23 protein-coding genes are annotated in these 24,220 nt (G+C 43.2%); 5 read left to right on the forward strand and 18 right to left on the reverse strand.

Annotated elements, in window-relative coordinates:
* Nucleotides 1–39: 39 nt before the first annotated feature.
* Genes H9649_RS11130 through flaG form a run of 4 tightly spaced genes read right to left on the reverse strand, consistent with a single transcriptional unit; the run spans nucleotide 40 to nucleotide 2,737 of the window.
* The gene (locus H9649_RS11130; RefSeq protein ID WP_191694962.1) at nucleotides 40–393 is read right to left on the reverse strand and encodes a hypothetical protein; all 354 of its coding nucleotides are present in this window, start codon (nucleotides 391–393) and stop codon (nucleotides 40–42) included.
* Nucleotides 390–791 carry a flagellar export chaperone FliS gene (fliS, locus tag H9649_RS11135; RefSeq protein WP_191694963.1) on the reverse strand — a complete coding sequence of 134 codons (402 nt, stop codon included), beginning with the start codon at nucleotides 789–791 and terminating at the stop codon, nucleotides 390–392. Before fliS ends, H9649_RS11130 begins: the two co-directional genes overlap by 4 nt.
* A 59-nt stretch (nucleotides 792–850) precedes the next feature.
* A complete protein-coding gene (locus tag H9649_RS11140; protein WP_191694964.1) occupies nucleotides 851–2,344 on the reverse strand; it encodes a flagellar hook-associated protein 2 in 1,494 nt (497 codons plus the stop codon).
* 15 nt (nucleotides 2,345–2,359) lie between these two features.
* Complete coding sequence (flaG, locus tag H9649_RS11145) at nucleotides 2,360–2,737, reverse strand: flagellar protein FlaG (protein ID WP_191694965.1); 378 nt, start codon at nucleotides 2,735–2,737, stop codon at nucleotides 2,360–2,362.
* A 263-nt stretch (nucleotides 2,738–3,000) separates the two neighbouring features.
* Here flaG and H9649_RS11150 point away from each other — a divergent pair, with 263 nt between their 5' ends.
* Nucleotides 3,001–4,983, forward strand: a complete 1,983-nt coding sequence (locus H9649_RS11150; RefSeq protein WP_191694966.1) for a methyl-accepting chemotaxis protein — start codon at nucleotides 3,001–3,003, stop codon at nucleotides 4,981–4,983.
* Between the two features lie 55 nt (nucleotides 4,984–5,038).
* Here the strand turns inward: H9649_RS11150 and H9649_RS11155 are convergent, their stop codons facing one another.
* From H9649_RS11155 to H9649_RS11210, 12 genes are all read right to left on the reverse strand, one after another.
* Entirely contained in the window at nucleotides 5,039–6,643 is a 1,605-nt protein-coding gene (locus H9649_RS11155; protein ID WP_191694967.1) for a gamma-glutamyltransferase family protein, read from the reverse strand.
* Between the two features lie 26 nt (nucleotides 6,644–6,669).
* Complete coding sequence (locus H9649_RS11160) at nucleotides 6,670–7,371, reverse strand: gamma-glutamyl-gamma-aminobutyrate hydrolase family protein (RefSeq protein WP_191694968.1); 702 nt, start codon at nucleotides 7,369–7,371, stop codon at nucleotides 6,670–6,672.
* Between the two features lie 148 nt (nucleotides 7,372–7,519).
* Nucleotides 7,520–7,786, reverse strand: coding sequence for a hypothetical protein (locus tag H9649_RS11165; RefSeq protein ID WP_191694969.1), 267 nt, complete (start codon nucleotides 7,784–7,786; stop codon nucleotides 7,520–7,522).
* A 185-nt stretch (nucleotides 7,787–7,971) separates the two neighbouring features.
* Nucleotides 7,972–9,444, reverse strand: a complete 1,473-nt coding sequence (locus H9649_RS11170) for an acyl-CoA synthetase (protein WP_191694970.1) — start codon at nucleotides 9,442–9,444, stop codon at nucleotides 7,972–7,974.
* A gap of 18 nt (nucleotides 9,445–9,462) precedes the next feature.
* A complete protein-coding gene (fabG, locus tag H9649_RS11175) occupies nucleotides 9,463–10,203 on the reverse strand; it encodes a 3-oxoacyl-ACP reductase FabG (protein WP_191694971.1) in 741 nt (246 codons plus the stop codon).
* 12 nt (nucleotides 10,204–10,215) lie between these two features.
* Nucleotides 10,216–11,100 (reverse strand): intracellular short-chain-length polyhydroxyalkanoate depolymerase, encoded by an 885-nt coding sequence (phaZ, locus tag H9649_RS11180; RefSeq protein ID WP_191694972.1) that lies wholly within the window; start codon nucleotides 11,098–11,100, stop codon nucleotides 10,216–10,218.
* A gap of 2 nt (nucleotides 11,101–11,102) precedes the next feature.
* A complete protein-coding gene (locus H9649_RS11185) occupies nucleotides 11,103–12,113 on the reverse strand; it encodes a 3-oxoacyl-ACP synthase (protein WP_191694973.1) in 1,011 nt (336 codons plus the stop codon).
* Complete coding sequence (locus tag H9649_RS11190; RefSeq protein ID WP_191694974.1) at nucleotides 12,113–13,114, reverse strand: branched-chain amino acid ABC transporter permease; 1,002 nt, start codon at nucleotides 13,112–13,114, stop codon at nucleotides 12,113–12,115. Before H9649_RS11190 ends, H9649_RS11185 begins: the two co-directional genes overlap by 1 nt.
* 4 nt (nucleotides 13,115–13,118) lie before the next feature.
* Nucleotides 13,119–13,979: a branched-chain amino acid ABC transporter permease gene (locus H9649_RS11195; RefSeq protein WP_191694975.1), complete on the reverse strand. Its 861-nt coding sequence runs from the start codon at nucleotides 13,977–13,979 to the stop codon at nucleotides 13,119–13,121.
* 13 nt (nucleotides 13,980–13,992) lie between these two features.
* A complete protein-coding gene (locus H9649_RS11200; RefSeq protein ID WP_191694976.1) occupies nucleotides 13,993–14,700 on the reverse strand; it encodes an ABC transporter ATP-binding protein in 708 nt (235 codons plus the stop codon).
* Entirely contained in the window at nucleotides 14,678–15,451 is a 774-nt protein-coding gene (locus H9649_RS11205) for an ABC transporter ATP-binding protein (RefSeq protein WP_191694977.1), read from the reverse strand. The genes H9649_RS11200 and H9649_RS11205 overlap by 23 nt, the downstream gene beginning before the upstream one ends.
* A gap of 98 nt (nucleotides 15,452–15,549) precedes the next feature.
* On the reverse strand, nucleotides 15,550–16,818 hold the full coding sequence (locus H9649_RS11210) for a substrate-binding domain-containing protein (RefSeq protein WP_191694978.1): 1,269 nt from the start codon (nucleotides 16,816–16,818) through the stop codon (nucleotides 15,550–15,552).
* 456 nt (nucleotides 16,819–17,274) lie between these two features.
* Here H9649_RS11210 and H9649_RS11215 point away from each other — a divergent pair, with 456 nt between their 5' ends.
* Complete coding sequence (locus H9649_RS11215; protein ID WP_191694979.1) at nucleotides 17,275–17,487, forward strand: hypothetical protein; 213 nt, start codon at nucleotides 17,275–17,277, stop codon at nucleotides 17,485–17,487.
* Between the two features lie 33 nt (nucleotides 17,488–17,520).
* Nucleotides 17,521–17,898, forward strand: a complete 378-nt coding sequence (locus H9649_RS11220; protein ID WP_191694980.1) for a hypothetical protein — start codon at nucleotides 17,521–17,523, stop codon at nucleotides 17,896–17,898.
* A gap of 31 nt (nucleotides 17,899–17,929) precedes the next feature.
* On the opposite strand, the gene H9649_RS11225 is transcribed toward H9649_RS11220, so the two are convergent.
* Together H9649_RS11225 and H9649_RS11230 are read right to left on the reverse strand one after the other, a co-directional pair.
* Complete coding sequence (locus H9649_RS11225) at nucleotides 17,930–21,121, reverse strand: BTAD domain-containing putative transcriptional regulator (RefSeq protein ID WP_191694981.1); 3,192 nt, start codon at nucleotides 21,119–21,121, stop codon at nucleotides 17,930–17,932.
* Between the two features lie 201 nt (nucleotides 21,122–21,322).
* Entirely contained in the window at nucleotides 21,323–21,718 is a 396-nt protein-coding gene (locus tag H9649_RS11230) for a hypothetical protein (protein WP_191694982.1), read from the reverse strand.
* A 535-nt stretch (nucleotides 21,719–22,253) separates the two neighbouring features.
* Between H9649_RS11230 and rsgA the strand changes: the two genes are divergently transcribed.
* Together rsgA and H9649_RS11240 are read left to right on the forward strand one after the other, a co-directional pair.
* Nucleotides 22,254–23,318, forward strand: coding sequence for a ribosome small subunit-dependent GTPase A (rsgA, locus tag H9649_RS11235; protein WP_191694983.1), 1,065 nt, complete (start codon nucleotides 22,254–22,256; stop codon nucleotides 23,316–23,318).
* Nucleotides 23,319–23,360: 42 nt separating this feature from the next.
* Nucleotides 23,361–24,191 carry a GNAT family N-acetyltransferase gene (locus H9649_RS11240; protein WP_191694984.1) on the forward strand — a complete coding sequence of 277 codons (831 nt, stop codon included), beginning with the start codon at nucleotides 23,361–23,363 and terminating at the stop codon, nucleotides 24,189–24,191.
* Nucleotides 24,192–24,220 lie beyond the last annotated feature (29 nt).

The raw sequence follows: 24,220 nt of genomic DNA on the forward strand, positions 1-24,220 counted from the left end.
TTTGGCTATAAAAAAACCGACCAAAATCGGCCGGCTTAATTACTGTTTCGCATCATAAAAAGTGCCGTCACGCGCCACTTTCCCATACGGATTCACATAACTTTTCACATGTTCCTTTTTTGACTTAGTTGCATCGATATCCGATTTAATCGTTTTCATATAAGCATCGAGCGCACTGACGACTTGCTTTTCAATTAACACAAGTTGCTCACCTAATACTTGTTCTTCAGGTGTAAATGGTGCAAGAATCTCTTGTTGTAACTGATCGCGTTCATCAAGCAGTCCATCGATTTTCTCAATGACAAAATCACGTTGGTCTTCATCTGTTTGCGTCGTCGCTGAAAGAAGGAGTTGCGCGATTTCATGCCAACGGACTAAAGCAGGACGAATCATACTTCATCCACATTCCCGTACATTTTCGTACGATTAATCTGAATAACTTGTTTCCACGTATCACGGAATTCTGTAATAATACTAGCCGCTTCATCGTAAAGCGCGACGTCATTTTTTATATTCCCTTCAAGCAAACGGTTATTGACGAACTCATATAAAATCATCATTTCTTTTGAAATTGTTTGCGACTGATCAAGCGTCACCATCAATTCTGTCACAATTGCCTGCGCCTTCTGCGTGAACGTATTTTTCTCTTCTATATTGTTTTGCTCCAAAGCTCGTTTTGCCTGCTGAATAAATTTCAAACAGCCATTATATAACATGAGCGTCAACTCACCAGGAGTCGACGTGTTCACCGAATTATTCTGATACGTTGCATAGGGGTTATTAACTGCCATTAGTTGCATATCTCCTTTTTACGGAATGAGGACATCGACAAACGAGTCCGCTTCCATTGTTACATTCCGCCGCCTAGTGCACTTGCAAGACTTGCAGATTGGGCGTTAGCGCGTTGAATTGCATTTTCCATGGCTGTGAACTGTTTCCATAAACGATTTTCGGTCATTTTCAACCGATCTTCGAAACGTTCAATCTGTTTTTCGAAGCTTTTCATTGTACGACCGAGCGTGAAGCTGTCACTTACAGAGCCTGTACTGCCAGCTTTTGTGGAGATGACTTTGTTTGTTTCATCTACTGTTTTACGGAACTGGATGGCAATACCGCCCTTATCCGTGGCTGTGGAAGTCTTGGCGAAAACTTCATATACTTTGTTCGGATCTTCAGAAATCGCTTTTCGCAATTCTGTTTCGTTAATTTCAAGTTTACCGTTTTCTTTATAATCTTTGATTGGTGTAATGCCGAGGTCTTTCAAACTGACTTTACCAGTAGAAGTCTCGACACCTTCACTCATCATCTGACGCATTTTCGTAAGCATACTTGAGATTGTCGGATCATTGCGAAGCGTACCACTTTTCGCTTTCTCTTCCCACAGTTCAATTTCTTTTTCTTTCATGTCTTTCTTCTGTTCATCAGAAAGTGGTTGGAAGTTACGGTAAACAGGTTCTTTGATTTTCGCGTGTAATTCTTCGATCAATTTATTATAGTCGTCAACGAATTTAGTTACGGATTCCAGTACTTTGTCGACATCTGGAGATGAGCTGAAGGTAACAGGGCCAGTGCTAGCTTGTTTAAGGTTTATTTCGAAACCGTTGATTGTGAATATGTTTGAAGCACGTTCTGTTTCAAGTCCGTTAAATGTGAACTTCGCGTTTTGACCTGAAGTCAATCTTGGACCGTCATCAGTAGGATTTACTATTGCACCACTCAATTTTAATTTGTCGGCTATACCACCACTAACCTCAATATTTCCTCGTCCACTGTCTTTAGAAGTTAAAGCTATTTTCCCCGAATGAGAATCATAAAAAGCTGTTACTCCTGAACCTGTTGTTTCATTAATTTTCTTTAGTATAGAGTTTATAGAGTCCTCCGCATCAACAGTAATATTTAATTCTTTACCATTTGGAGACTTTATAATTAGCTTTCCATCGGTACCAGAAATATCAATGCCTATACCTGATAGTTTGGTGTCTAATTCAATCTGAGACATGTTTTCTTTTAATTTTCCACTCTGCAAACTAGCTTGAGTAGCCAATTCTTTAACTTCAATCGTCCCAGAAAACTCCCCAGTAGCCCCATTAGCCTTAACCCCAATCGCATCGGGATTCGAGACATTCACTGTCTTCTGCATAAAAGTAGCCTGTTTACCAACAGTATCGGTAACTTTATATCCTGTATCTCTTAAGTTTCGATTAAAGCTACGATAATCATCCAATTGCCATTGGAGATATTGTTTTTTCTGTGTGATCTTATCTAAAGGTATACGGTGTGCAGTCATCATGTCTTTGATGATCTGTTCCGTGTCCATTCCTGTTGCTAATCCGCCTATACGCATAGTTGTTCATCCTCCTTAGATTTTACGGTCGATGAGCAGTCCGACAAATTCCTTCATCGCTGCATGGATGTCCATCAGTTTCTTTGATGGAATCTCTCGGACGACTTCGTCTGTTGTCGAGTCGACGATTGCTACGTAATATTCATTCAGTTCGTCATGTAATTTGAAACGTAGTTGTGTGTTAACGCTTTCCAGGAACTTATTCATACTATCGGTCATTTGTTTCGCTTTTTCAACAGGTAATTGTTTTTCTTCTCCTTGTTGGGGCTGTTGTTGTGTTTGTGTTGTTACAGCCTTCACTTCCGCGACGACAAATTCGTTAACAGGTACCGCGCTTTCAACACTTCCGCCAATCTGCGGTGAAGTCGTGCTTCCCCCAATGCGACCAACCATAATCCTAAACCTCCCTGTAATTGAGAACTCCGTTATGTCTATTATCGGCTTGTCAATAGTAGAGTTAAGGAGAAATAGAAAAATATCCGTTTTTAATGAAACCGCATTCATTTTTCATTCTATATTTATCAGGCATTAAGATAACTCATGAAATTGTCAATTCGAATAAATAAAGATTAAACAAAGGTTTTTTTGTACTAAACAATCATTTTATTAAACCGAAATAGACTTTAGTGCTAGCCAATTACGGAAGGAAGTTTAACATGTTCAAATCAATTAAGACAAAAATCATTTTCACGACGATCGCTTTATTTTTAATCGGTATTCTACTTATGTCCTTCATGATTAACGATCAAGTAAAGAAGCGATCAGTTGAACGGGTTATTGGAATGAGTAACTCAACTGTCGAACAGACTACCAGTTCAATTGAAAATTTCTTAGATCAATACACAAGAGGGATTGGACTTTTTGCACAATCCAAATCAATACCTTTGTACACAGGCAAGATTGGAAATACATCGCAGGAAAAAGAACTTGTCTTGGAATTAAAAGATTTTTTATCCGTTTTCCCTGAAGCTTCTACTGCATATTACTCAACAGTTGACAACAAATCAGCTATATATCCCGAAGCAGATCTAACGAATTATGATGCCACAAGTCGACCTTGGTTTACAAAAGCAATTGCAACACCTGAAAAAGTCCAATGGTCAGAGCCTTACATAGACAACGGTACAGGTGATTTCGTTATTACAGCATCTAAAGCTGTTTCAAAGAATGGTAAAATTATTGGTGTGACGGGTGTCGATATTATGTTGACACAATTGACAAACGAGTTGAGTGCAAACAAATTGCCATTTGACGGATATACGATCTTACTTGATGAACAAGGTGTCGCCATTTCTCATCCAACAAAAAGCGGTGAAAACTTAATGGACTTGCCACATATTCAAGAAGTTTTCCAAAACGAAAGTGGCGATGTGGAATTTACAGATGATGACGGGCATCGAAAAATCGATGTATACACGACTATTCCTGAGTTTGGTTGGAAAGTGGCCGCAGTATTTGAAAAAGAAAAATTAATGAGTATGGCTAATGAAATAAGAACGTCGATGATTATCATTGCATTAATTACGATTATTATCGTATCTGTTGCCATGTATATCGTAATCGCGAGAATCATTAAACCAATTGGAACGATCAGCAGTTTGATGGATTCCGTTGCAACAGGCGACTTGACTGTTCAATCAGATATTAAGACGAAGGATGAAATCGGCCTGCTTGGGGACAACTTCAACAAGATGATTGCCAACATGAAAGGCATCATAGCGGTTGTGAGCGAATCCGCTGTCAATGTCCGCAGTAATTCCGAGAACTTAAGTGCTGTCGCAGAAGAAACGAATGCATCCAGTGCTCAAGTGGCTCATGCCGTTTCGGAAATTGCTGAAGGGGCTTCCCAGTCTGCTGAAGACGCGGAAAACGTTTCAGAACGGACAGAACATCTTGGCGATGAAATCAACGATATTAACATAAAAGCAGGACAGATGACTGATATTGCTGAACGTACAAGCATTATGAACGCAAATGGTCAAAAACAGATGATTGAAATGAAAGAAACGTTTGTTAGCTCCGGCACGAAGTTAAGAACGATGAGTGAAGCGATTACAACACTTGGCGATAAAGTGAAAGCGATCGGCGGTGTAATGGAAACCATTACGGAAATTTCCGCTCAGACAAATTTGCTCGCTTTGAACGCAAGTATCGAAGCTGCCCGTGCAGGTGAACACGGTAAAGGATTCGCAGTCGTTGCGGATGAAGTTCGGAAACTTGCAGAACAATCCTCTAAAGCAACAGAAGATGTAAAAGTGACTGTACTCGAATTGCAAGAGGAATCGAAGCTCGTAGCCGTGGAGATGAATGATACAATCGACACGTTCCGGACACAAGGACATGTCGTTGAGGAAACGGAAACTTCATTTAAAGATCTTTCCAACTTGATGAATGAAATGCAACTGTCCATTGACTCCATTACACAAGAAATCTACAACGTTACGAAAAATAAAGACGACGTCGCAATGATCGTTCAGACGATGGCGGCGACTTCTGAAGAGACGGCAGCCGCATGTGAAGAAGTGAGTGCATCGACAGAAGAACAATTACATGCAATCCAGTCCGTCACTGAAGCAGCCGAAACATTGACTGACCTCAGTGAAGAACTGACAAACACAATCAATCAATTTAAAATCTGATACACAAAACACCCGCAAGGAAAACTATCCTTTGCGGGTGTTTTTCTATTTTTCATTACCAAACAGCAATTGTGCCGTCAGTTCGCGCTTCCGTCCCTCCTGCTAAAACGCCAGTGTCCGGGTTCCGCCAAATGATTTGCCCTCTACCGAAAGATCCATTATCCAGTGTCGGAACAATCTGGTGTCCGAGTCGTGTCAATGCTTGTGCAAGATGATTCGGGAATCCTGGTTCGACATGTACGATATTTTCTTTCACCCATTGCCATCGCGGTGCATCGAGCGTCGCTTGGGGATTTAATTCATAATCGATTGTATTGATGATCACTTGGAAATGCCCTTGTGGCTGCATGAATCCACCCATGATGCCAAACGGTCCGACCGCTTGTCCCTCTTTTGACAGGAAGCCCGGTATGATCGTGTTATACGATCGCTTGCCAGGTTTTAGGACGTTAGGATGCTCAGCATCTAGCGAAAAGTCTACTGCTCGGTTTTGCAGGGCGATTCCAGTACCCGGAACGACAACGCCTGAACCGAAACCCATGTAATTGGACTGAATGAACGACACCATATTCCCTTCGTCATCAGCAGTTGCCAAATAGACAGTGCCGCCTTTTGGAAGCTCAAACGGTTCGGGTACATTTGCTCTTTCTTCAATTTCAGCCGCCCGCTTCTTCGCATATTCTTTGGATAATAAATCTCTCACAGCAATTGGCATATCAACTTCCTCAGTTATAAATGCTTTGCCATCTGTGAATGCGAGTTTCATCGCTTCAATTTGTTCATGAAGTGATTGCGTATCATTCGGGATTGCACGATTCATTTCCGAAAAAATGTTTAGCGCCATCAAAGTAATCATTCCCTGCCCATTTGGAGGTATTTCCCAGACGTCATACCCTTTATAATTCGTTGAAATTGGCTCGACCCATTCAACTTTATACTTTTCTAGATCTGATTTACGTAAAAAACCACCATATTGACGCATGGACGCATCGATTTCATCTGCAAGGTGTCCACAGTAAAAAGACTGGGCATCAGTTTCACCTATCGAACGCAATGTTGTCGCGTGACCTGGTGAACGCCACATCTCTCCTGTTTTCGGCGCTCTGCCGTCAGTCGCGAACGTTTCAAACCATGCGGCAAATTCTTCACCTGTGCAGTTATTTTTGAATTTGTTATAAGCGATATCCCAATACTTGCCGAGAATCGGTGTAAGCGGGTACCCTTCCTCCGCATAACGGATGGCGGGCTCGAGTGCTTCGAGCAACGTAAGCTTTCCGAATTTCCGTGATAGTTCCGCCCATGCAGCAGGAACACCAGGGACTGTGATCGGCACAACTCCATAAGTCGGAATTTTGTCGTGCCCTGCTTCTTTTACAGCTTCCACAGTAAGAGCTTCAGGAGCTGGCCCGGACGCATTCAATCCGTGCAATTTGTCTTTTACCCAAACGAGCGCAAATGCATCTCCCCCAATACCATTTGACGTCGGTTCCACGACTGTCAATGTGGCAGCTGTTGCAATTGCAGCATCGATCGCATTTCCGCCTCTTTGCATGATTTCAATACCCGCTTGCGCCGCTAACGGTTGTGAAGTTGCGACCATTCCTCTTTTTGCAAACGCGCTATGTCTGATCGTCGAATACGGATTGTATAAGTAGTCCATGTTGAGTCCCCCAATTTTTTACGATTTCATTTACACGCATTTATAAATGCATTGAAAAGGAGAGCGGAATGAGCACCTTCTTTTCCAATAAGTAATTCAGGGTGCCATTGGACACCGATGACAAACTTATGATCAGTGCTTTCAATCACTTCCACGACACCGTCGCTCGCCTCGCCTGCGATGATTAGCGGTCCGCCAATTCCTTTAATCCCTTGATGGTGGAATGAATTTACACGAATCACATCTTCTTTAATAATCGAATGATATTTCGTTTGCGGTTTTATTGTGACAGTATGTGTTGCGAACTGGCTACGTGCATGCTGACTATGTTTAACTAATGGCTTTCCGTATTGTGCTTCGAGATCCTGATAAACGGCAGCACCAAAATGAATATTCAGCAATTGCATGCCTCGGCAAATACCTAAAATCGGTTTGTCGGCTTTTAACATGTGAGCGGCAAGCAACAATTCCACAGAATCCCGTTCAGGTGTCACTTCACCGAGTTTCGGATGAGGATTTTCATCAAAATAAGACGGATCCAAATCACCCCCACCTGTCAACAGCAACCCGTCCAGCATCGCGCAAATCAGGTCAATGTCTTGGTCACTTCCAGTCGGCACGATAATCGGCACACCACCCGCATTCCGTATCGCTTCCACATACGCCACATTCGTAATTTGTGATCCTTTATCATTTACATCTGAAGTCACTCCAATAATTGGTTTCAAACGAATTCCCCCTTTAACAAGCGACTTGTGGAAAAGGTCGCTATCTATCTATTATATTGTAAACCATTAGAAGATTTAATCAATTCGTTTAGAAGCAAAAAAAAATACCATACGTATGGAGTATACGAATGGTAAATAGTTCTATTGATTAAGCTCTTTTTAAACGAAGCACGTCTGCCTGCGTGGTGATAAGACTTAAAGACAGTACATCGATTTTTGCATCGATTGTTTCGACTTTATCATTCAACTTTTCGATATCTGTTTTCAAAACACTTATTTCTTCTTTCACTTCAGCAAACCCCGAAGTCATTTCTGCTCTTAGTTCAGCAAACCCTGTTGCCATGTCCGCTTTCATCTCTTTCATCTGAGAAGACAATTCCATCATCGCTTGGATGATGGAATTTTCGTTATCCAATGAATTCACTCCTTTCCATGTTTTTTTACGTTCTATTTTCTCGTTCTAGGATGTACGATTCTTCTACTTCATTCGACAGTATTTCTCTTTCCTTAGTATAGCATGCACTACTCATTTTCTCTCCGGATAAATCTGTCATAAACAAAAAAGAAAATAGGCGTCAGCCGCTAAGCTGTTCGCCTATTTCAATTCAACTTTACCAATTCATTTTTATCAATTTTCCCGACGTGGGTTTTCGGCAACTCAGGTAAAACGATAATTTCTTTTGGGATTTTGTATGAAGCGAGCGTTTTTTTGCAATGCGCCATAATGGAATCTGTTGTTGCCGATTCATCTTGCAATGAAACAAATGCAATCACTTTCTCACCCCATACTTCATCACGCTGACCGACGACTGCGGCTTCACGAATTCCATCAAAAGTGATTAAACACTGCTCCACTTCTTGCGGATAGACGTTTTCACCGCCTGAAATGATCATATCTTTTTTTCGGCCGACGATGTATGTATCTCCATCTTCATCAATTTTCGCAAGATCCCCAGTGCGCAACCATCCGTCGTGAAGCGCATCTGCCGTTTCGCCAGGCTTGTTCCAGTAGTAAGAGAACATATGAGGTCCCTTAAGGAACAGTTCCCCAATTTCTCCCCTTGTACAAGGATTTCCTTCTGCATCGAGCACTTTAATTTCATTGAACAGCATGCTTTTCCCTACCGAACCATTTTTTGTCGCAGCATCATCTGGGCGGATGAAAAAGTTGTTTGGCCCAGCTTCTGTCATCCCGTATCCTTCTTTAAAGCGTAAATTCTTTTCACGGAATGCCCGGTATACTGTTTCTGGACAAGGTGCTCCACCTGATAAAAACGTATCCATCGAAGGGAAATTGAAATGTTTGAAATAATCTGTCTGAATCATCATCTGATACATCGTAGGCACGAACAGAGAAATTGTCGCTTCATATTTTCCCGTCGCAATTAATGCTTCTTCGGGATCAAATTGGTGACCGATTGCGACTGTACCACCCGCCATAAGCAAGGGAATACCTAACGCATTCAATCCGCCTGTATGGAATAGTGGCATGTAATTGATGGTCGTATCTTTCTCACTTAATCCCCAACTCGTTATTGTATTAAGTGCATTCCAATTTACGGCTTCATGCGACAAGACGACACCTTTTGGGACACCTGTCGTTCCACCAGTGTAAATAATCATCCATGGATCTGAGCACGTACCAATTGAAACTGATGACCAAACCAAACTGTTTTCAACCGTTTGAATAACTGACAGTGAAACAGCTTCCTTAATTTCAAGTTTGTGTACGAACTGTTTGAATTCCTCATGATAAAGAACGAGTGCTGGCTCACAGTCATCCAATAAGCCTTGCAATTCTACTGCACTTAAGCGCCAATTCAATGGCACGTATAATAATCCCAACTGCTCACAAGCAAACAAAACCGCAAACAACTCGGGGCAATTTGGTGAATAAACGGCAACTCTCTCGCCTTTTTCATACCCTTTGTCATAGAAGAAGGAAGCCCATCGCAAGATGCGGTTCCGCAACTCACCATACGTCCAGCTTTCTTCTGAATGGATATCGATTAGCGCAATCCGTTCAGATGACAATTCCGACCTTTTTAGTATCCATCCACGTTCATGAAACACTAGGGCTCCCTCCTTCCATCACATCATAATGCCGCCGTCGACATGCAATACATGCCCATGGACGTAATTGGATTCATCACTCGCTAAAAACAGATACGCATTGGCAATATCTTCAGGTTCTCCAAGGCGTTGCAATGAAACCGCGGAAGCCATTTGCTCGATCACTTTCTCAGGCATTTTCTTCACCATCGCAGTTGCCGTAAAACCTGGCGCTACCGCATTGACATTTATGCCTTTGCGGCCGAATTCCTTCGCCCATGTTTTCGTCATACCAATGACCGCCGCTTTCGTCGCCGCATAATTCGTCTGTCCGAAGTTGCCGTACACCCCACTTACAGAAGATGTATTGATAATTTTGCCATGACCTGCCTCGATCATATGTGGTACTACCGCTTGCGTGCAGTTGAAGACACCTGTCAAGTTAACATCCAGTACACGCTGGAAATCAGCTGGATCCATTTTCACTAATGTCGCGTCATTCGTAATACCAGCGTTGTTAATTAACACATCAATTTTCCCGTGACGAGCAACAGTTTCTTCAATTAGTTTCGCAACACTCTCACGGTCAGCAACGTTCACCTGCACGAAAGAGATATCCAGCCCTTTCTCTTTACAAAGTGCCTCTTGCTCCTTGCCTGCAACCTCGTCGAAATCTGCCATAATGACAGATGCGCCTTCTTCTGAGAACCGGTGACAAGCAGCCAAGCCGATGCCGTTCGCACCACCTGTAATGATGGCGACTTTTCCTTTCAATCTCATGTTGTCAGCTCCTTATCCTAAAAACGTTTCAATTGTCTTTGTCAGTTTCTCCAAATTGTCGACCAAAGGCGAATGTCCCATGTCATCCAGTGGAATGAATGTCGCATTGTCACCAAGGTCTTCCATAATCTCAGCTGTCATTTGTGCATTTACAACATAATCTCTATCACCGCGCAACACGAGTACTGGAATCGTAATATCTTTCGCCTGATCACTGCCTTCTGTCACACCGTTATGCAACGGACTAATATTGAACGTATTCAACGAATGGTACACATCCGCGAGATTGCGCTGCGTCAGCATATCTTCCACATACTCATCGTATTTATCAGCAAGGGGTTCATTGTTCGTATAAATTAGTGCATTCCATACTGCTTTCAAACCTTCACGATTTTCCGAGTCATACATGCCTTGGATTGCAAGTGTCTTCCCTGCATCTTGTTCAACGTCCTCGATTGTCATCAATCGCTTTTCAAGATCAGGTGTCCCGTCTGCTTTGGTTCCGAAGAACGGATAGCCGCGTGTTGAAGCCGATGCGAGCAATATGAGCTTGGCGCATTTACCCGGACGATCTGCAACATATTGCATGCAAATCGCTCCACCTGTCGACCAACCAATCAAATCGAAATGCTCAAGACTAAGCGCTTCAATGAATCCATGCAGATCCTCCGAAAAGTCCCTGATACCTGTCACCCGTTTTTCATACGTCGACTCACCGAAACCTCTCAAATCGAGCGCATACACTTTGTACTTCGAATCGAGCTTGTCAATGAGTACATCCCAATGTTTTGACGACGTCATATTGCCATGCACTAACACAACAACATGATGGCCACCTTCGCGCTCCCTGTACGCAATCTGTTCACCATTTGCCAACTTAACTTTTTGTAATCCCATCACTATTCCCCTCCCCATTTCACTGTTACTGCACCCCAAGCATACCCGATGCCTGCGCTCACAAGAACTGCGACGTCTCCGTCTTTCAGCTTGCCTGCCTGCTGTGCCAGTTCCAATGAGAGGATCTGATCCATCTGCCCGATATGACCATATTCATGCAAATAAATCGATTGGTCTTCCGCAAGGCCAAGTTCACGCAACACGTAATCATGCGCAGATCGCTTCATATGCAAAATCGCCAAGTAATCGAGATCTTTTTCGGTCAACCCGCTCTTTTGCAATGAAATGCGGATGACTTTCAGGAAATTCTGCATGGACTTCTGTTCAAGTCGCGCTTTCATGCCGACTGGATCTAATACATCCAATCGATACAAGCCATTTTCCAAGTCTTCCGCTGTCAACGGACTCTTTGTCCCTCCAACAGGTACAACAACATCTTCTGAGAATGAACCGTCTGTCATCATCTCAGTTTCCAAAATGATGTTCTCGGAGTGATTGCGACGAAGAATCATCGCTGCGCCACCTGCTCCAAGATTGAACATGAAGCGTGTCCTTTCGTTTTCATAATCAATGAAATCCCCGTTTCGATAACCACCCGTAAGCAATACAGTTCGGATTGACTCATCCGTCAGCATCAGGCTCTTTGCGACTTTAATCGCCATAATCGTCGTCCCGCAACGCAGGGCAACATCAAAAGCCCATGCGTGATGTGCTCCGATTTCTTCTTGGATTTTAATCGCTGCCGTCCATAATGGATATTCTTTATGTTCTTCACCAATATAAATAATCAGATCGATTTCCTTCGCATCGATATTCCCTTTTCGCAACGCTGCCTGCGCAGCCCATACCCCCATTGCGACGGTATGATCATGCTCTCCAGGCACAGGCTTTTCCGTAATGCCCATTTTCGTCTTCACGATGTCTACAGGTAAATTAGCACGTTCCGCAATTTCTTCACCCGTCATTTTCGTCTTCGGAATATACATACCTGTACTGACAATTCCAACAGTCATCACAAGTCCTCCTTTTTCGGCACGGATTTCGGAGCATCCTTCTTCGTCGAACGTTTCCATAATTTCTCGCGGATTGTTCCGACGATCCCTTTAGGGAAGAAGATGACCGCTAAAATATAGACAATCCCGAAGAAAATGATCCATCGTTCGAAAATCGGATAATCTTTTGCAAGTCCTGATAAGTAGTGTTGCGTCAATTCGATGATTGCAGCTCCAACAATCGGACCGATAAGTGTTCCAACGCCCCCGATAATCGTCATGAGCAATGCATCAAGTGTAATATCCATCGTCAGTACGCTCGTATTGACGAACCGTAAGGAAACGGCATATAACGAACCTGCGAGACTCGCAATAACACCCGCAACGACAGACGCAATGACTTTGTAATGAAGTGGATTGAATCCGAGTGAGCGTGTTCGCTGTTCATTCTCCCGGACCGCAACGAGCACTCTACCGAATGGTGAATTTACGAATCTGCGCAAGAAAATATAGACGAGCACAAGTATGGCGAGAACGACAATGTAAAACATGATACGGTCCTTGAAGAACTCAGGTGCCTTGAATGTGAAGCCATCGTTCCCTTGCGTAACAGTCCTCCACTTCTCAGCCAGAACGAGGAACAGTCCTGAAACTGCGAGCGTCAACATCGCGAAGAAGTGACTCTTCAACCGCAACGTTAGTAAACCGATAAAGAAACTAATAAGTGCTGCAAGCAGCATGCCTACGCCGATCGACAAGATGAATGTGCCCATCGTCGGGTCTATCCGTTTCAGCATGACCGCAGTCGTGTATGCGCCCATCCCAAAGAACATGGCGTGCCCGAACGAGACGATGCCCGTGTACCCTAGCAAAATGTCATAACTCATGGCCAGTATCGAAAAGATGAAAATCTGTGTGAGTAAAATTGTCCACGTCCTGGAATCCGAGACGAACGGGAAAATGGCGAGTGCAATCGCTATGATTCCGAGCATATAATTATTCCAGTGAAATTTTCGTTTCATGCCGTCACCCCTTTGCCGTAAATAGCCCTTGCGGACGGAATATTAATACGATTGCCATAAGCATCATATTGACCGCAAGTGAAAGTGCCGGAACGTAATAAGCCATATAACTTCCCGCAAGACCGACGAGAATAGCTGCAAGCAACGATCCCGGAAAGCTTCCCATACCGCCGATAACGACGACAATGAAAGCGAGTATCGCGAATTCGAAGCCCATCTCTGCGTAAATAACGCCTGAATACGGTGCCATCAGTACGCCACTTAAAGCAGCAAGTGCAGAACCCGCCATGAAGACATATAGGAAAACACGTTTAATATTAATGCCAAGCGCCTGCACCATTTCTTTATTCATAACACCCGCACGTACGACAAGACCAATTTTCGTCTTCTGCAACATGTACTGGAAAATCCCGAAGATCAGGAACCCGACAAAAATGATGAACAAACGGTATTTGATAATTAACACATCACCGATTTCCCAACTTCCTGCAAGATACGACGGCACTTTCGCCGCCATCTGATTCGGTCCCCAGACAACTTTCAGCAGTTCTGTCAACACAAGCATAAATCCAAGTGTAATAAGGATCTGTTGCACATGATTGCCGTACACCGGCGTAATGATCAGTTTTTCTGTAATGAACCCTAAAACGAGTCCCGTAATGAGGGCGAATAAAATGCCGAGAAAAAAGCTCCCTGTCAATGTGTAGAACCAGATTCCTGAATACGCTCCCCAGGCGAACAATCCGCCGTGTGCAAAGTTCAGCACACTCATAAGACCGAATATAAGCGTCAAACCGGATGCGAGCAAAAAGATGAGCATACCCGTTGCCAGTCCGTTAATCGTCAAGTTGATTAGTAACTCCATCGTGCCGCCTCCTTCACCCGATTCCTAAATATTTTCGTTTCAATTCTTCGTCGTGAATCAATTCCTGCATGTCGCCTGCCTGCACAGTTCGACCATCGTCTATTAACGTATATCGATCACCAATTCGGCTGGCCATTATGAAATTCTGTTCGACAAGCACAATTGTTGTCGTCTTTTTCATTTCATTAATTGCTTCCATCACTTTCTCAATGACAATCGGTGCAAGCCCTTTGGATGGCTCATCAATTAAAAGCAGCTTACTGTCATGAACAAACGCCCGCGCCATCGCAAGCATCTGTTTCTGACCTCCCGATAAATGTCCGCCGTCCTTTTTCCAATACGTTTTTAAATCGGGAAACAATTCGAGCACATACTCTTGTCTAGCAAGCGTTGCTTCGTCTTCTTTACGCATCGCGACTTTCATGTTCTCTTCTACGGTCAGATCACCAAATATCCCCTGATCTTCCGGTACATAACCGATGCCCTTGTTCGCTGTTTCATATGTCGGCCTCTTCGTTATGTCACGGCCATGAAACGTCACGCTGCCTTTTGAAGCAGGCGTTAATCCCATGATCGTTTTCAACGTCGTCGTTTTGCCGGCTCCATTTCTACCGAGCAGGACACTGACTTCCCCTTCGCGTGCTTCAAAGACAATACCTTGGAGGATATGATATTGACCAATATACGTATGGATTCCGTCAACTTTCAACAGTGTTGTCATCGTACAAACCTCCTAAATACGCGTTTTGAACCGTTTCATTATCCATAATTTCCTTCGGACTACCGTCCGCCAGCAACTTGCCATTGAAAAGCACCATAATCGAATCGGACAAATCTAGAATCATATCCATCTTATGTTCAATGAGTAGAATCGTTTTTTCACCTGTTGCTTTAATTTTCCGAATGACGTCTAGGATTGCTGGTACTTCTTCCAGCGACATCCCTGCAGTCGGTTCATCGAGCAATAACACTTCCGTGTCGAGCGCAAGCAACATGGCGATTTCAAGTTTCCGTTTTTCACCGTGCGATAACTGGCTCGCAATCGCAAGTTCGCGTCCTTGTAATAAAACAAGTTCAATCAGTTTTTCCGCTTCATCCATTAAGTTGTTGTAATGGACGAAATGGCGTATCATCTGATAGCGGATTTTCTCTTTTGATTGAACCGCAAGACGCACATTTTCAAGCACCGTCAAGTTCGGGAACACATTAGTTATTTGAAATGAACGACCAAGTCCAAGCCGTGTTCGTGCAACTGCAGACATCGAAGTGATCGGCTGCCCTTTGAAATAGACTTCTCCTTCCGACGGTTTCAATTCTCCGCTAAGAAGATTGAAAAACGTCGTCTTCCCCGCTCCATTCGGTCCTATAATCGATTTAAGCTGCCGTGCTGGCATTTCAAAATTCACACTTGAAACGGCTGTATGCCCGCCAAAACGGATTGTTAAGTTCTCTGTTTTCAGTATTGGATCCACATTTTCTCCTCCTAACGTTCCATCCTTCTCGACCGGATGAAAAGGGGTTCATCCGATTGAGAAAGACAGGACAGTGATGTGCTGTCCTATTCTTTCATTTAGTTATTGATGGGCGGCTTCGTTTCATCCGCTGACAGTTCGCGAATTAAAACCGGAACTGGATACGGAACGCCATCCTGCTTTTCAAGCTTAATTGAATACATCGGTTGCAAAGCCTGGTGATCCTCTTCACGGAATGTCATCGTCCCTTTTGGTGTTTCAAACGACATCCCTTCCATAAGTCCGATCAATTTATTCCCATCTGCATCGCCTTCAGATTTCTTTAACGCTTCAATGATTGCAATTGCTGCTGACATACCGCCCGGCGTGAATAAATCCGGAACCTCACCGTTGAAACGTTCTTTATGCTCTTTTACAAGCCAATCATTCACTTCATTATCAGGAAGCGTGTGGTAATAAACCGAGAATCCTTCCATTCCAACAAGTGGTTCCATAACCGATAGAGCTGGAATATCAGGTGCACCGGTTGAAATCTTAATGCCTTTTTCCTGCATCTTCAGATCAGAAATTTGGTTCCAAGGAGAGTTTGCACCCGCCCAGACGACAAACATATAATCCGGTTTTGCTTCAATGACTTTTTGTAAGTTAGACGTGAAATCCGTTGCAGCCGGATCTGCATATTGTTCTTCAACAATTTCAGCTCCTAAAGCTTCTGCCGCTTTCTTGAATGCTTCGATGCCATCCCAGCCGAATGAGTAATCCGGTGCGAATGTTGCGATTTTTACGCCAGGCCCTGCGATAGCTGCAGCTCCAGCAACAGCATCTTGTGAAGAGTTACGTGCTGTACGGAAGATGAACGGATTGAATTCGGACCCTGTAATACTGTCCGCAACTGCGGGTTCCACGATCATGATTTTCTCGTATTCTTCCGCTAAAGGAAGCACCGCGAGTGTATCACCTGAACTGGAAGAACCGACGATGAAGTCAACTTCATCTTCTTCTAATAGTTTCGTAGCTTTTTGAACAGCCACTTCAGGTTTTGTTTCTGTGTCTTCAAAGACAACTTCAATTTTCTTGCCCGCAACTTCCATCGTTCCGTCCGTTGCATATTCAAGTCCGAGTTCGAATCCTTGGCGCGTTTGTTTGCCATACGATTCAAGTGCGCCAGTTAAGGAAGCAAGGACACCTATTTTGATGACTTCCTGTTTGCCCGCTTCTTCTTTTCCATCGTCTGTACTTTCTTCTGTGCCAGCTGTGGAGTCTTCAGGTTTTTCAGAACTACTGTTTGAGTCTGTGTCTGCGTTACAAGCTGCGACGATTAACATTAGTGCTGCAAGTAGTGTAAAGAGCCAAACTTTCTTTCTCATACGTGAACCCCTCTCTCCATTCGTTTTTTGTAAACGCTTTCTTTCTGTCTATTACTTTAGATTATGGGAGTTGCAAAAGAGTTGCACAGCTAGTTACGCGCAACGAAACGCTGAAGCTTCGTATCACAACGTAACTTCTTCGTATCGAAACGTAAACGCGCCGTATCGAAACGTAACTCCTTCGCATCGAAACGTAGCACGCGCAACGAAACGTAGACGGCGCGTATCGAAACGTAGAAGCGTCGTATCACAACGTAACCTCTTCGTATCGAAACGTAGCACGCGCAACGAAACGTAAACGCGTCGTATCACAACGTAACTCCTTCGCATCGAAACGTAGTGTATTACAATCTCAAATGAAAAAAGCATACAACTTCCTGCTATATGAAACTTACTCGCTTTCCAAACGTAAAAGAGGATACAAGAAAGAAGACTTCAAATGAGGAGGTATAGATGATGTCTACATACAAGAAATCATTCACTATGATTGTATCGATAGGAGCAGCGATTTTATTAGCTGTTGCTGGCATGTTGATAACAACTAGTTATTTCAACTCGAAAACAATTCAACTTGGGGCGGATGGATGTAATAAGGTTGGAGGGAGTTTTCACTTAGAGATTCATAATCCATTGACGAATTCTTATTCTTTTGAGTGTAAGAAATTATGATTTATAGTCTTTTCAGATGGAGATGAACAACTAGTGATCGATTATTTTGAACGGAAGATTCGGTTGAAAGACTTTGAAGTGTGGGAAGTTCGGATTGGTGTTTGTGAGTATAGTTTAGTAATTGTGGATGAATATCTACCGAGTCCAAGTGAAGATGCGGATCTGTTCCGTGAGAATACGGTCAGTTGCGTGTATTATTCGGAACAGGAAGTGCTCGATGAACACCGAGAAATTCTTGGTGGATTTGCCCGGCAGTTGACGGAGCATTTGGCATTGGCACATTGTCATGTTGGCATCGATTTTCATACTGCATCCCCTCAACAAGCAATTGATAATCATATGCAGAAAATCTATGGATATGTCGAGTCAGATATCCCTCTAGAAAAGCTTTGGCATTTAAATCAAGAATGAACGAACTGTGAGCAACGTTTAATTACGTTGCTCACAGTTCGTTCATGATCATTTTATACATCTGCTCTGTTGTTTCCATTGGGCCGATGGAGAATTCCTCTTCCAGCACTTCCCTACATTTGTTATACCATTTGATGGATTGCGGACGGTTCTGCAGCTGGTAATGGGCGTACATGAGCAGGCGGTATGCTTCTTCCCAAGTCGGATCGATGCGGACGAGCTTTTCTGCCCACTCGATGGTTTTGCTGTAATGCTGCAACCGTGTGTACGATTGTGCGAGTTTTTCGATGACTTGAATGTATTGCTGTCCGATCTGTTCGCGCTCCGTGTCAATCCACTCAACGGACATTTTTTCCTCGAACAGCTTGCCTTTGTAAAGAGCAGCCGCTTTCGATAGGTACTCAATCGATTGGTGGGCGGATTTTTCCGCAAGTCCTTTTTCCATATACCGTTTGAATCGGTCCAAGTCGGTTTGGATGTCAGCTTGTGGATTCAGTTGATACATCGTCTGTTTGCGCAAGATGAAAAATGATGGTTCCCTTGCAGTCCGATTCGGTTCAAGTACTTTCAAGAGCGCATTGAGCGCCACTTTAAAGTCCCGATCAGCGGTCTTTTCATCGACGTCTGTCCATAATGCCAGCATGATTTCTTCTTTCGGGACGTAACGGTTTTTATTCAACAATAAATACAGAAACAGCTCCTTCGCTTTGTCCCGTTGCCACTTCCGCTCATGCACTTCTTCAAATCCGAGGGTTACCGTGAAAGGACCTAATACGGTTACACCAAGTTTGTAACCTGGATGGTTTTCGATATCTTTCAGTTGCAAGAGATGAATCGCCTGTTGAATGCCCGCGTGCTCTGGATGGACTTTCGATGCTTGAAAAACTAATGGATAGATTGATTGACGGTCAAACGGCCCGAACATCGTGTTCGTCGTCAGGAAATAGAAATAATCCTGTTCTTGAAGGATCGTGAAGAAAAGGTCTGCATATTTGCTGAATGAATCCACGTTCTCCATATGCTCATAGACGTTCATTAACCAGAAACAACTAACCATTTCCCCGTATCGATCTCCACAGGCTGTAAAAAGTCGTTCTGCTTCCTTCAAATGTTTTTCTGCACTATTTCCATCCTTTGCATATGCATACACGATTCCTAAACTAATATGAATCAAGCCAGACAACCAACCATCCTGAACACGGTCCGTCTCATGCAAGCCGGCTTTGCCATAACGAATCGCTTCGGTGAAATTGCCGAGGCGAGCATAAAGAATAGCCAAGCCCATGTACGGCTCAGCATTACCACGCGATACATTCAGCTCGTCCATTTGAGCGATGGCACGTAGATAATATGCTTTGGATGCGCTCATGTCAGATGCATCTTCTAAAATCTTTGCATGCCCCAACCTGATCCTTCCGACCGCTTCGATGAAAGAGGACTTCTCCTCTTTCCCTAAACGGATTCCATTTTCTGCGCACATTACCGCAAGTGCGGATTGTCCCGTCATTGCATAGATCAATGATAATAAGACATCCGCTTCACGATGTGAATCAGGTAACACTGAATTTTGTTCACGTGCCGTCAAAATCTTTTGCGCTTCATTCAACTTCCCTGTTCGCAAAGCGATTCTCGCATCTAAGTTCCCCTCTTGCAAAATACTTTTATCCGCTATTTCCTGCATTACCCATTGCGAAGCAGCTAATCCTTTCCCTAGATTAACAAGGTTTTCTGCAAACTGCCGTTTCAGCAACTCTTTTTCGTGCAAAGAGGTTTTCCCGCTCTTTTCCGCATATAGAATGGCGTTCAATAAATGCGGATCCGCCAAACCAGGTTGAATCGTATCCAGATAAATATGTGCAATGCCCGCATGCGCCTTGCCTATGTAATAATCGTCATTGCAAGATTCCGCGATTTTAATGCATGCGGAATAGGCAATACGCGCTTTTTCATAATAGGCACGATAACGATGAGCTTGTCCTTCATAATAATGCAGGGGATAATGCTTGTCTTTAATGGCTGAATGCAAGTTTTTTAATATATCGAGTAGCCATTCAAACTGTCCGGATTTGATCAAAGCAGAACCATTATCCACAATGATTCGGCCGATAAAATCGGAATCTCCACTTTTCACTGCATGCAAAATCGCCTGATTTGAATCGGATTGCTGTAAATAGTAAGTAACCGCTTCTTTTTGTATCGTTACATAGTTTTCGTGATCGGCTGATTGCCATTTCCGTTCGAGAAATTGTTGAAAAAGCGCATGATACCGGTATGTTCCTTCCCCGAGTGACTGGATGAACATATGTCGACTAGCCAGTTCTTTCAGTATATTAACCGCTTCATTCCCGTAAAAATCTTGTATTAGATCTTCGGAAAACATCGGAAATATAGAAAAGGAAAGCGCCCACTTCTGTTCTGATACAGACATGCGATTGAACACTTCCTCGGATAGATAAGCAAATAAATCATGCAGTGCCGGTTTCATTTCAATCGAAAAATCTTTTTCGCTTCCGGTTAGATGAATAGCAAGCAAATTGACCGCGATTGCCCAACCTTCCGTTAACTGAACGATTGATGCAGCTTCCGCATCAGTAAGTGTCTGATAAAAATAGTCCTCGTAGAAGACCGCCACTTCCTCTTCGGAAAATAGCAAATCCTCTTCTGTTAGTTCAATAGACTGCCCCATCATCCTCAACTTCGCTAAACTCGCCCACCTTGGTCGTGTACGCGAAGCGACGATTAGATGAATTTGAGGCGGTAATAAGGTGATCATTTTCTCGAGAATATAATTAATCGTGAAGACATGATCCACATGGTGAAAATCGTCGATTATGATATAAAACGCTGTGTCTATTTCACAAAGCTCATTCATGAATTGTGCCAGCCAACGCTCAATATCCAAATCATTGTGAAGAATGTCCCACTCTGAACGTGAATGTCCGAATGATGGACGGATTCTTCGGATGCTTTGCGTCAAGTGAGTGATGAACGGCAAGACATCGTCATCTTCTTCCGTCACAGAATACCAGCTGTATGATGCTTTTACGTCATAGAAATACGTCGCGAGACCTGAGCTTTTTCCGTAACCCGCGCCACTGTGAATGAATGTTAATTTAACTTGCTCGGCCAGCCGCATTCTTTTAATGAAGGAAGCCCTGCGCATATATGTCACTGAGGGCATTGGTGGCATGAGTTTGGATTGAATAACGGGTTTCACTTGCATCTGTTCATCACCTCCACTTGGTTGTTTATGTCTAGTTTACCATAGGAAGGTTCTGAATTGGATGACATTACACCGTTTATTAGAATCGTTTTGAAGAGAGTACAGTACACAACGTGAATGCAGATTCTGGAAAAATGAAAAAAACCATTGCAAGATCGCAATGGAAGTCGAAGTCTCTCTTATGAATGGCTTTAAGTAATCTCAGTTAGCAATTGCTTTTTTCAACACTTTCACATCAAGCGTCAGCTCGTCCATACGCGTTGTCATAGCCGTCATCTGTGGAATGTACTCACTTTTCATGACCTTTTGTTTTTCAATTTCCACAAGCCGTTCCGTATTGCTTGCTACTTGTTCAGAAATCGATGTTAGTTTGGCATCTACTTCTGCGAATTTCGTTTCCATAAATGACTCAAGTCTATCGAATCGAGTTTCATGTTTATCAAACCTGCCTTCAAGATTGTCGAAATTTCCTTCAAGTTTATCAAATCTTCCTTCGAGTTTATCGAATCTCGCTTCAATCTTATCGAATCGCTCATAAAGTGGTTGAATTGCTTCCTGTATAACAGATTGCAGCATTTCTTTTAATTCATTGTTCATCGTTGTCCTCCTTTCCTTTCTTTGTTAGTCCGTACAATGCTCTTAGTTAATAGGATACCACTTTTCGACATCTTTTTCCTTAAGCAAATTTTGGTTCATGCTTAGCTATCCGACAGAAATATATGTTCTGTATTAAAATGAACTATCCGAGTACTGACTTGTCAATTTATTCGGTCAACTGTCAACATCAAACTGTAGAAGTAACAATGAGGTGATTAACTTGCTAGATGTCATTAAATACATGAAATTAATTTATTATTCTAAAAACCAAAGAAAACATGCTTCCTGGAAAATTCTCAAAATACCCCTTGACCTTGAAACGTTTCTGAATTATGATAAATCTAACTTTCAGAAAGCAGGTGATTACTATGGCAAACTTCAACTTGACAATTGCAACTTGGATCGGACCCATACTTTCACCTGCCATGCCTTAAGTACAGGCATGTTTCTTCTGGTATGCGCGTGAAAGCATGGTGTCCGATCATACACACGGACCCATGCTTTTTTTATATGCCCATATTTAGGAGGAATTAAATTGAATACACTACAGAACTATGGTTGGAATGAAACTTTTCAAACACATTGGGATGAACAACATCACATCCTCAAATCAAACGATTGTAAGATTGGACGCGTGACATTAGAACACAAGCATATGTACCGGGTAATAACAGAACAAGGCGAGTGGCTAGCGGTCTGTTCCGGCTCTTTGCTTCATCATGCAATCGATCGGCGAGATTACCCTGCTGTCGGCGACTGGGTAGCGATTGAGCGAATGCCGGGCGAGGAAAGAGGCATTATTCACGCCATTCTCCCGAGAAGTTCTGTTTTCTCTCGTAAAACCGCTGGGGGTTCCATGACTGAACAACTGATTGCTGTTAACGTCGACATCGTATTTCTCGTCACTTCCATGAACGATGATTTTAACATCCGTAGATTGGAAAGGTACTTGGTCGCCGCCTATGACTCTGGTGCAGTTCCAGTGATTGTGCTGACCAAAGCTGATCTCTGCGATTCTCCGGAAGATTTTATTGACCAAGCACGCGATATCGCTTTCGGAACGGAAGTACTCGCTGTTAGCAGTAAAACTGGCACAGGGATCGACCAAATCTGCTCGTTGTTGAATGATGGTAAAACTGCTGCACTATTAGGTTCGTCAGGTGTCGGCAAGTCTTCTTTAATCAATGCGATCTGCGGAGATTCTACTATGACTGTACAAACGATCCGCGAAGACGATGCGAAAGGTCGTCATACAACGACCCATCGCGAACTGATCTCTTTGCCTGATGGCGGTGTACTAATTGACACACCAGGGATGCGTGAATTTCAGCTTTGGAACGATAGTGATAGTGTTGAAGGCGGGTTTTCAGATATTGAGATACTTTCTGAATCATGCAAGTTCAATGATTGTAGCCATAAATCTGAGCCGGGCTGCGCCATTCAACAAGCGTTAGAAAACGGTGAACTTGCTGAAGACCGTTTCGCGAGCTATGTCAAATTGCAACGGGAAATTGCATACTTGGATCGTAAGACGAACACACAATCACAAATCGCTGAACGGAAACGCTGGAAAGCAATCACAAAATCGCAGCGAAAATGAAGTAATAAAAAAGTTGATTTCAACTATTATTGGAGGTACGAGATGCTTACAGCTAAACAACTCGAAGGAATACGACATTTACAAAACCAATGCGAACAAAATGATAAGATTAAACTGAAATTGAATTGGGAAATGCTACGTGAACGACAAGATGAATCACTGGATTTCTTTGTTTGGGAAGATGATGAACTGATCGCCTATTTAGCACTTTACGGATTCGGTTCCACAGTCGAAGTATGCGGCATGGTGAAACCCGGCGAACGAAGAAAAGGACACTTCACGACTCTTTGGAAGCAGGCGCAACAAGCGATTCAGAGTAAGAGATTCAATAAAGTGCTATTCAACGCTCCAGGAACTTCGGAGTCCGCAAAGGGATGGTTGGCAGTTCGGCCATGCACTTATTCATTTTCAGAATTCCATATGCATTGGAAGCAGAAAGAACTTGCTGAAATAGTAGAAGTCAAGCTACGTGAGGCTACTCTACAAGACAAAGAGTTTGAAACTACATTGGATGCAGAAGCCTTTTCCCTTTCGATAGAAGATGCTGTATCATACTACGACGAAAGATTGTCCCGCGAAAGAGAATATAGGTACATTATTGAAATCGATGAAACGCCAGTCGGTAAAATCCGAGTGATGCGAAATCAGGACGAATCCTATCTCTCCGGCTTTGCAGTGCTAGCTGAATGCAGAGGTAAGGGTTATGGCAATCAAGCATTACAGTGGATTGTTAAACAAGAACTGCCTACAGGGAACATTATTAAGTTAGATGTAGAAACAAAGAATGATCAAGCCTTGAAATTGTATGAACGGATTGGATTTGTGCAGCAGGAGCGGCAGGACTATTATGAGGTCCCACTAGCTCAGACTTGATTAAGTAATATAAAATTTGACCGTAGCTA

The organism is Sporosarcina quadrami (genome assembly GCF_014836615.1).
GTDB lineage: Bacteria > Bacillota > Bacilli > Bacillales_A > Planococcaceae > Sporosarcina > Sporosarcina quadrami.

What these genes read in the sequence shown, in the direction of transcription:
- H9649_RS11230 (WP_191694982.1), bottom strand. Translation starts at nt 21,718, where the DNA reads ATGAACAATGAATTAAAAGAAATGCTGCAATCTGTTATACAGGAAGCA.
- H9649_RS11150 (WP_191694966.1), top strand. Translation starts at nt 3,001, where the DNA reads ATGTTCAAATCAATTAAGACAAAAATCATTTTCACGACGATCGCTTTA.
- H9649_RS11210 (WP_191694978.1), bottom strand. Translation starts at nt 16,818, where the DNA reads ATGAGAAAGAAAGTTTGGCTCTTTACACTACTTGCAGCACTAATGTTA.
- H9649_RS11195 (WP_191694975.1), bottom strand. Translation starts at nt 13,979, where the DNA reads ATGGAGTTACTAATCAACTTGACGATTAACGGACTGGCAACGGGTATG.
- H9649_RS11225 (WP_191694981.1), bottom strand. Translation starts at nt 21,121, where the DNA reads ATGCAAGTGAAACCCGTTATTCAATCCAAACTCATGCCACCAATGCCC.
- fabG (WP_191694971.1), bottom strand. Translation starts at nt 10,203, where the DNA reads ATGAGATTGAAAGGAAAAGTCGCCATCATTACAGGTGGTGCGAACGGC.
- H9649_RS11190 (WP_191694974.1), bottom strand. Translation starts at nt 13,114, where the DNA reads ATGAAACGAAAATTTCACTGGAATAATTATATGCTCGGAATCATAGCG.
- flaG (WP_191694965.1), bottom strand. Translation starts at nt 2,737, where the DNA reads ATGGTTGGTCGCATTGGGGGAAGCACGACTTCACCGCAGATTGGCGGA.
- fliS (WP_191694963.1), bottom strand. Translation starts at nt 791, where the DNA reads ATGGCAGTTAATAACCCCTATGCAACGTATCAGAATAATTCGGTGAAC.
- phaZ (WP_191694972.1), bottom strand. Translation starts at nt 11,100, where the DNA reads ATGGGATTACAAAAAGTTAAGTTGGCAAATGGTGAACAGATTGCGTAC.
- H9649_RS11130 (WP_191694962.1), bottom strand. Translation starts at nt 393, where the DNA reads ATGATTCGTCCTGCTTTAGTCCGTTGGCATGAAATCGCGCAACTCCTT.
- H9649_RS11140 (WP_191694964.1), bottom strand. Translation starts at nt 2,344, where the DNA reads ATGCGTATAGGCGGATTAGCAACAGGAATGGACACGGAACAGATCATC.
- H9649_RS11200 (WP_191694976.1), bottom strand. Translation starts at nt 14,700, where the DNA reads ATGACAACACTGTTGAAAGTTGACGGAATCCATACGTATATTGGTCAA.
- H9649_RS11215 (WP_191694979.1), top strand. Translation starts at nt 17,275, where the DNA reads ATGTCTACATACAAGAAATCATTCACTATGATTGTATCGATAGGAGCA.
- H9649_RS11155 (WP_191694967.1), bottom strand. Translation starts at nt 6,643, where the DNA reads ATGGACTACTTATACAATCCGTATTCGACGATCAGACATAGCGCGTTT.
- H9649_RS11240 (WP_191694984.1), top strand. Translation starts at nt 23,361, where the DNA reads ATGCTTACAGCTAAACAACTCGAAGGAATACGACATTTACAAAACCAA.
- H9649_RS11185 (WP_191694973.1), bottom strand. Translation starts at nt 12,113, where the DNA reads ATGACTGTTGGAATTGTCAGTACAGGTATGTATATTCCGAAGACGAAA.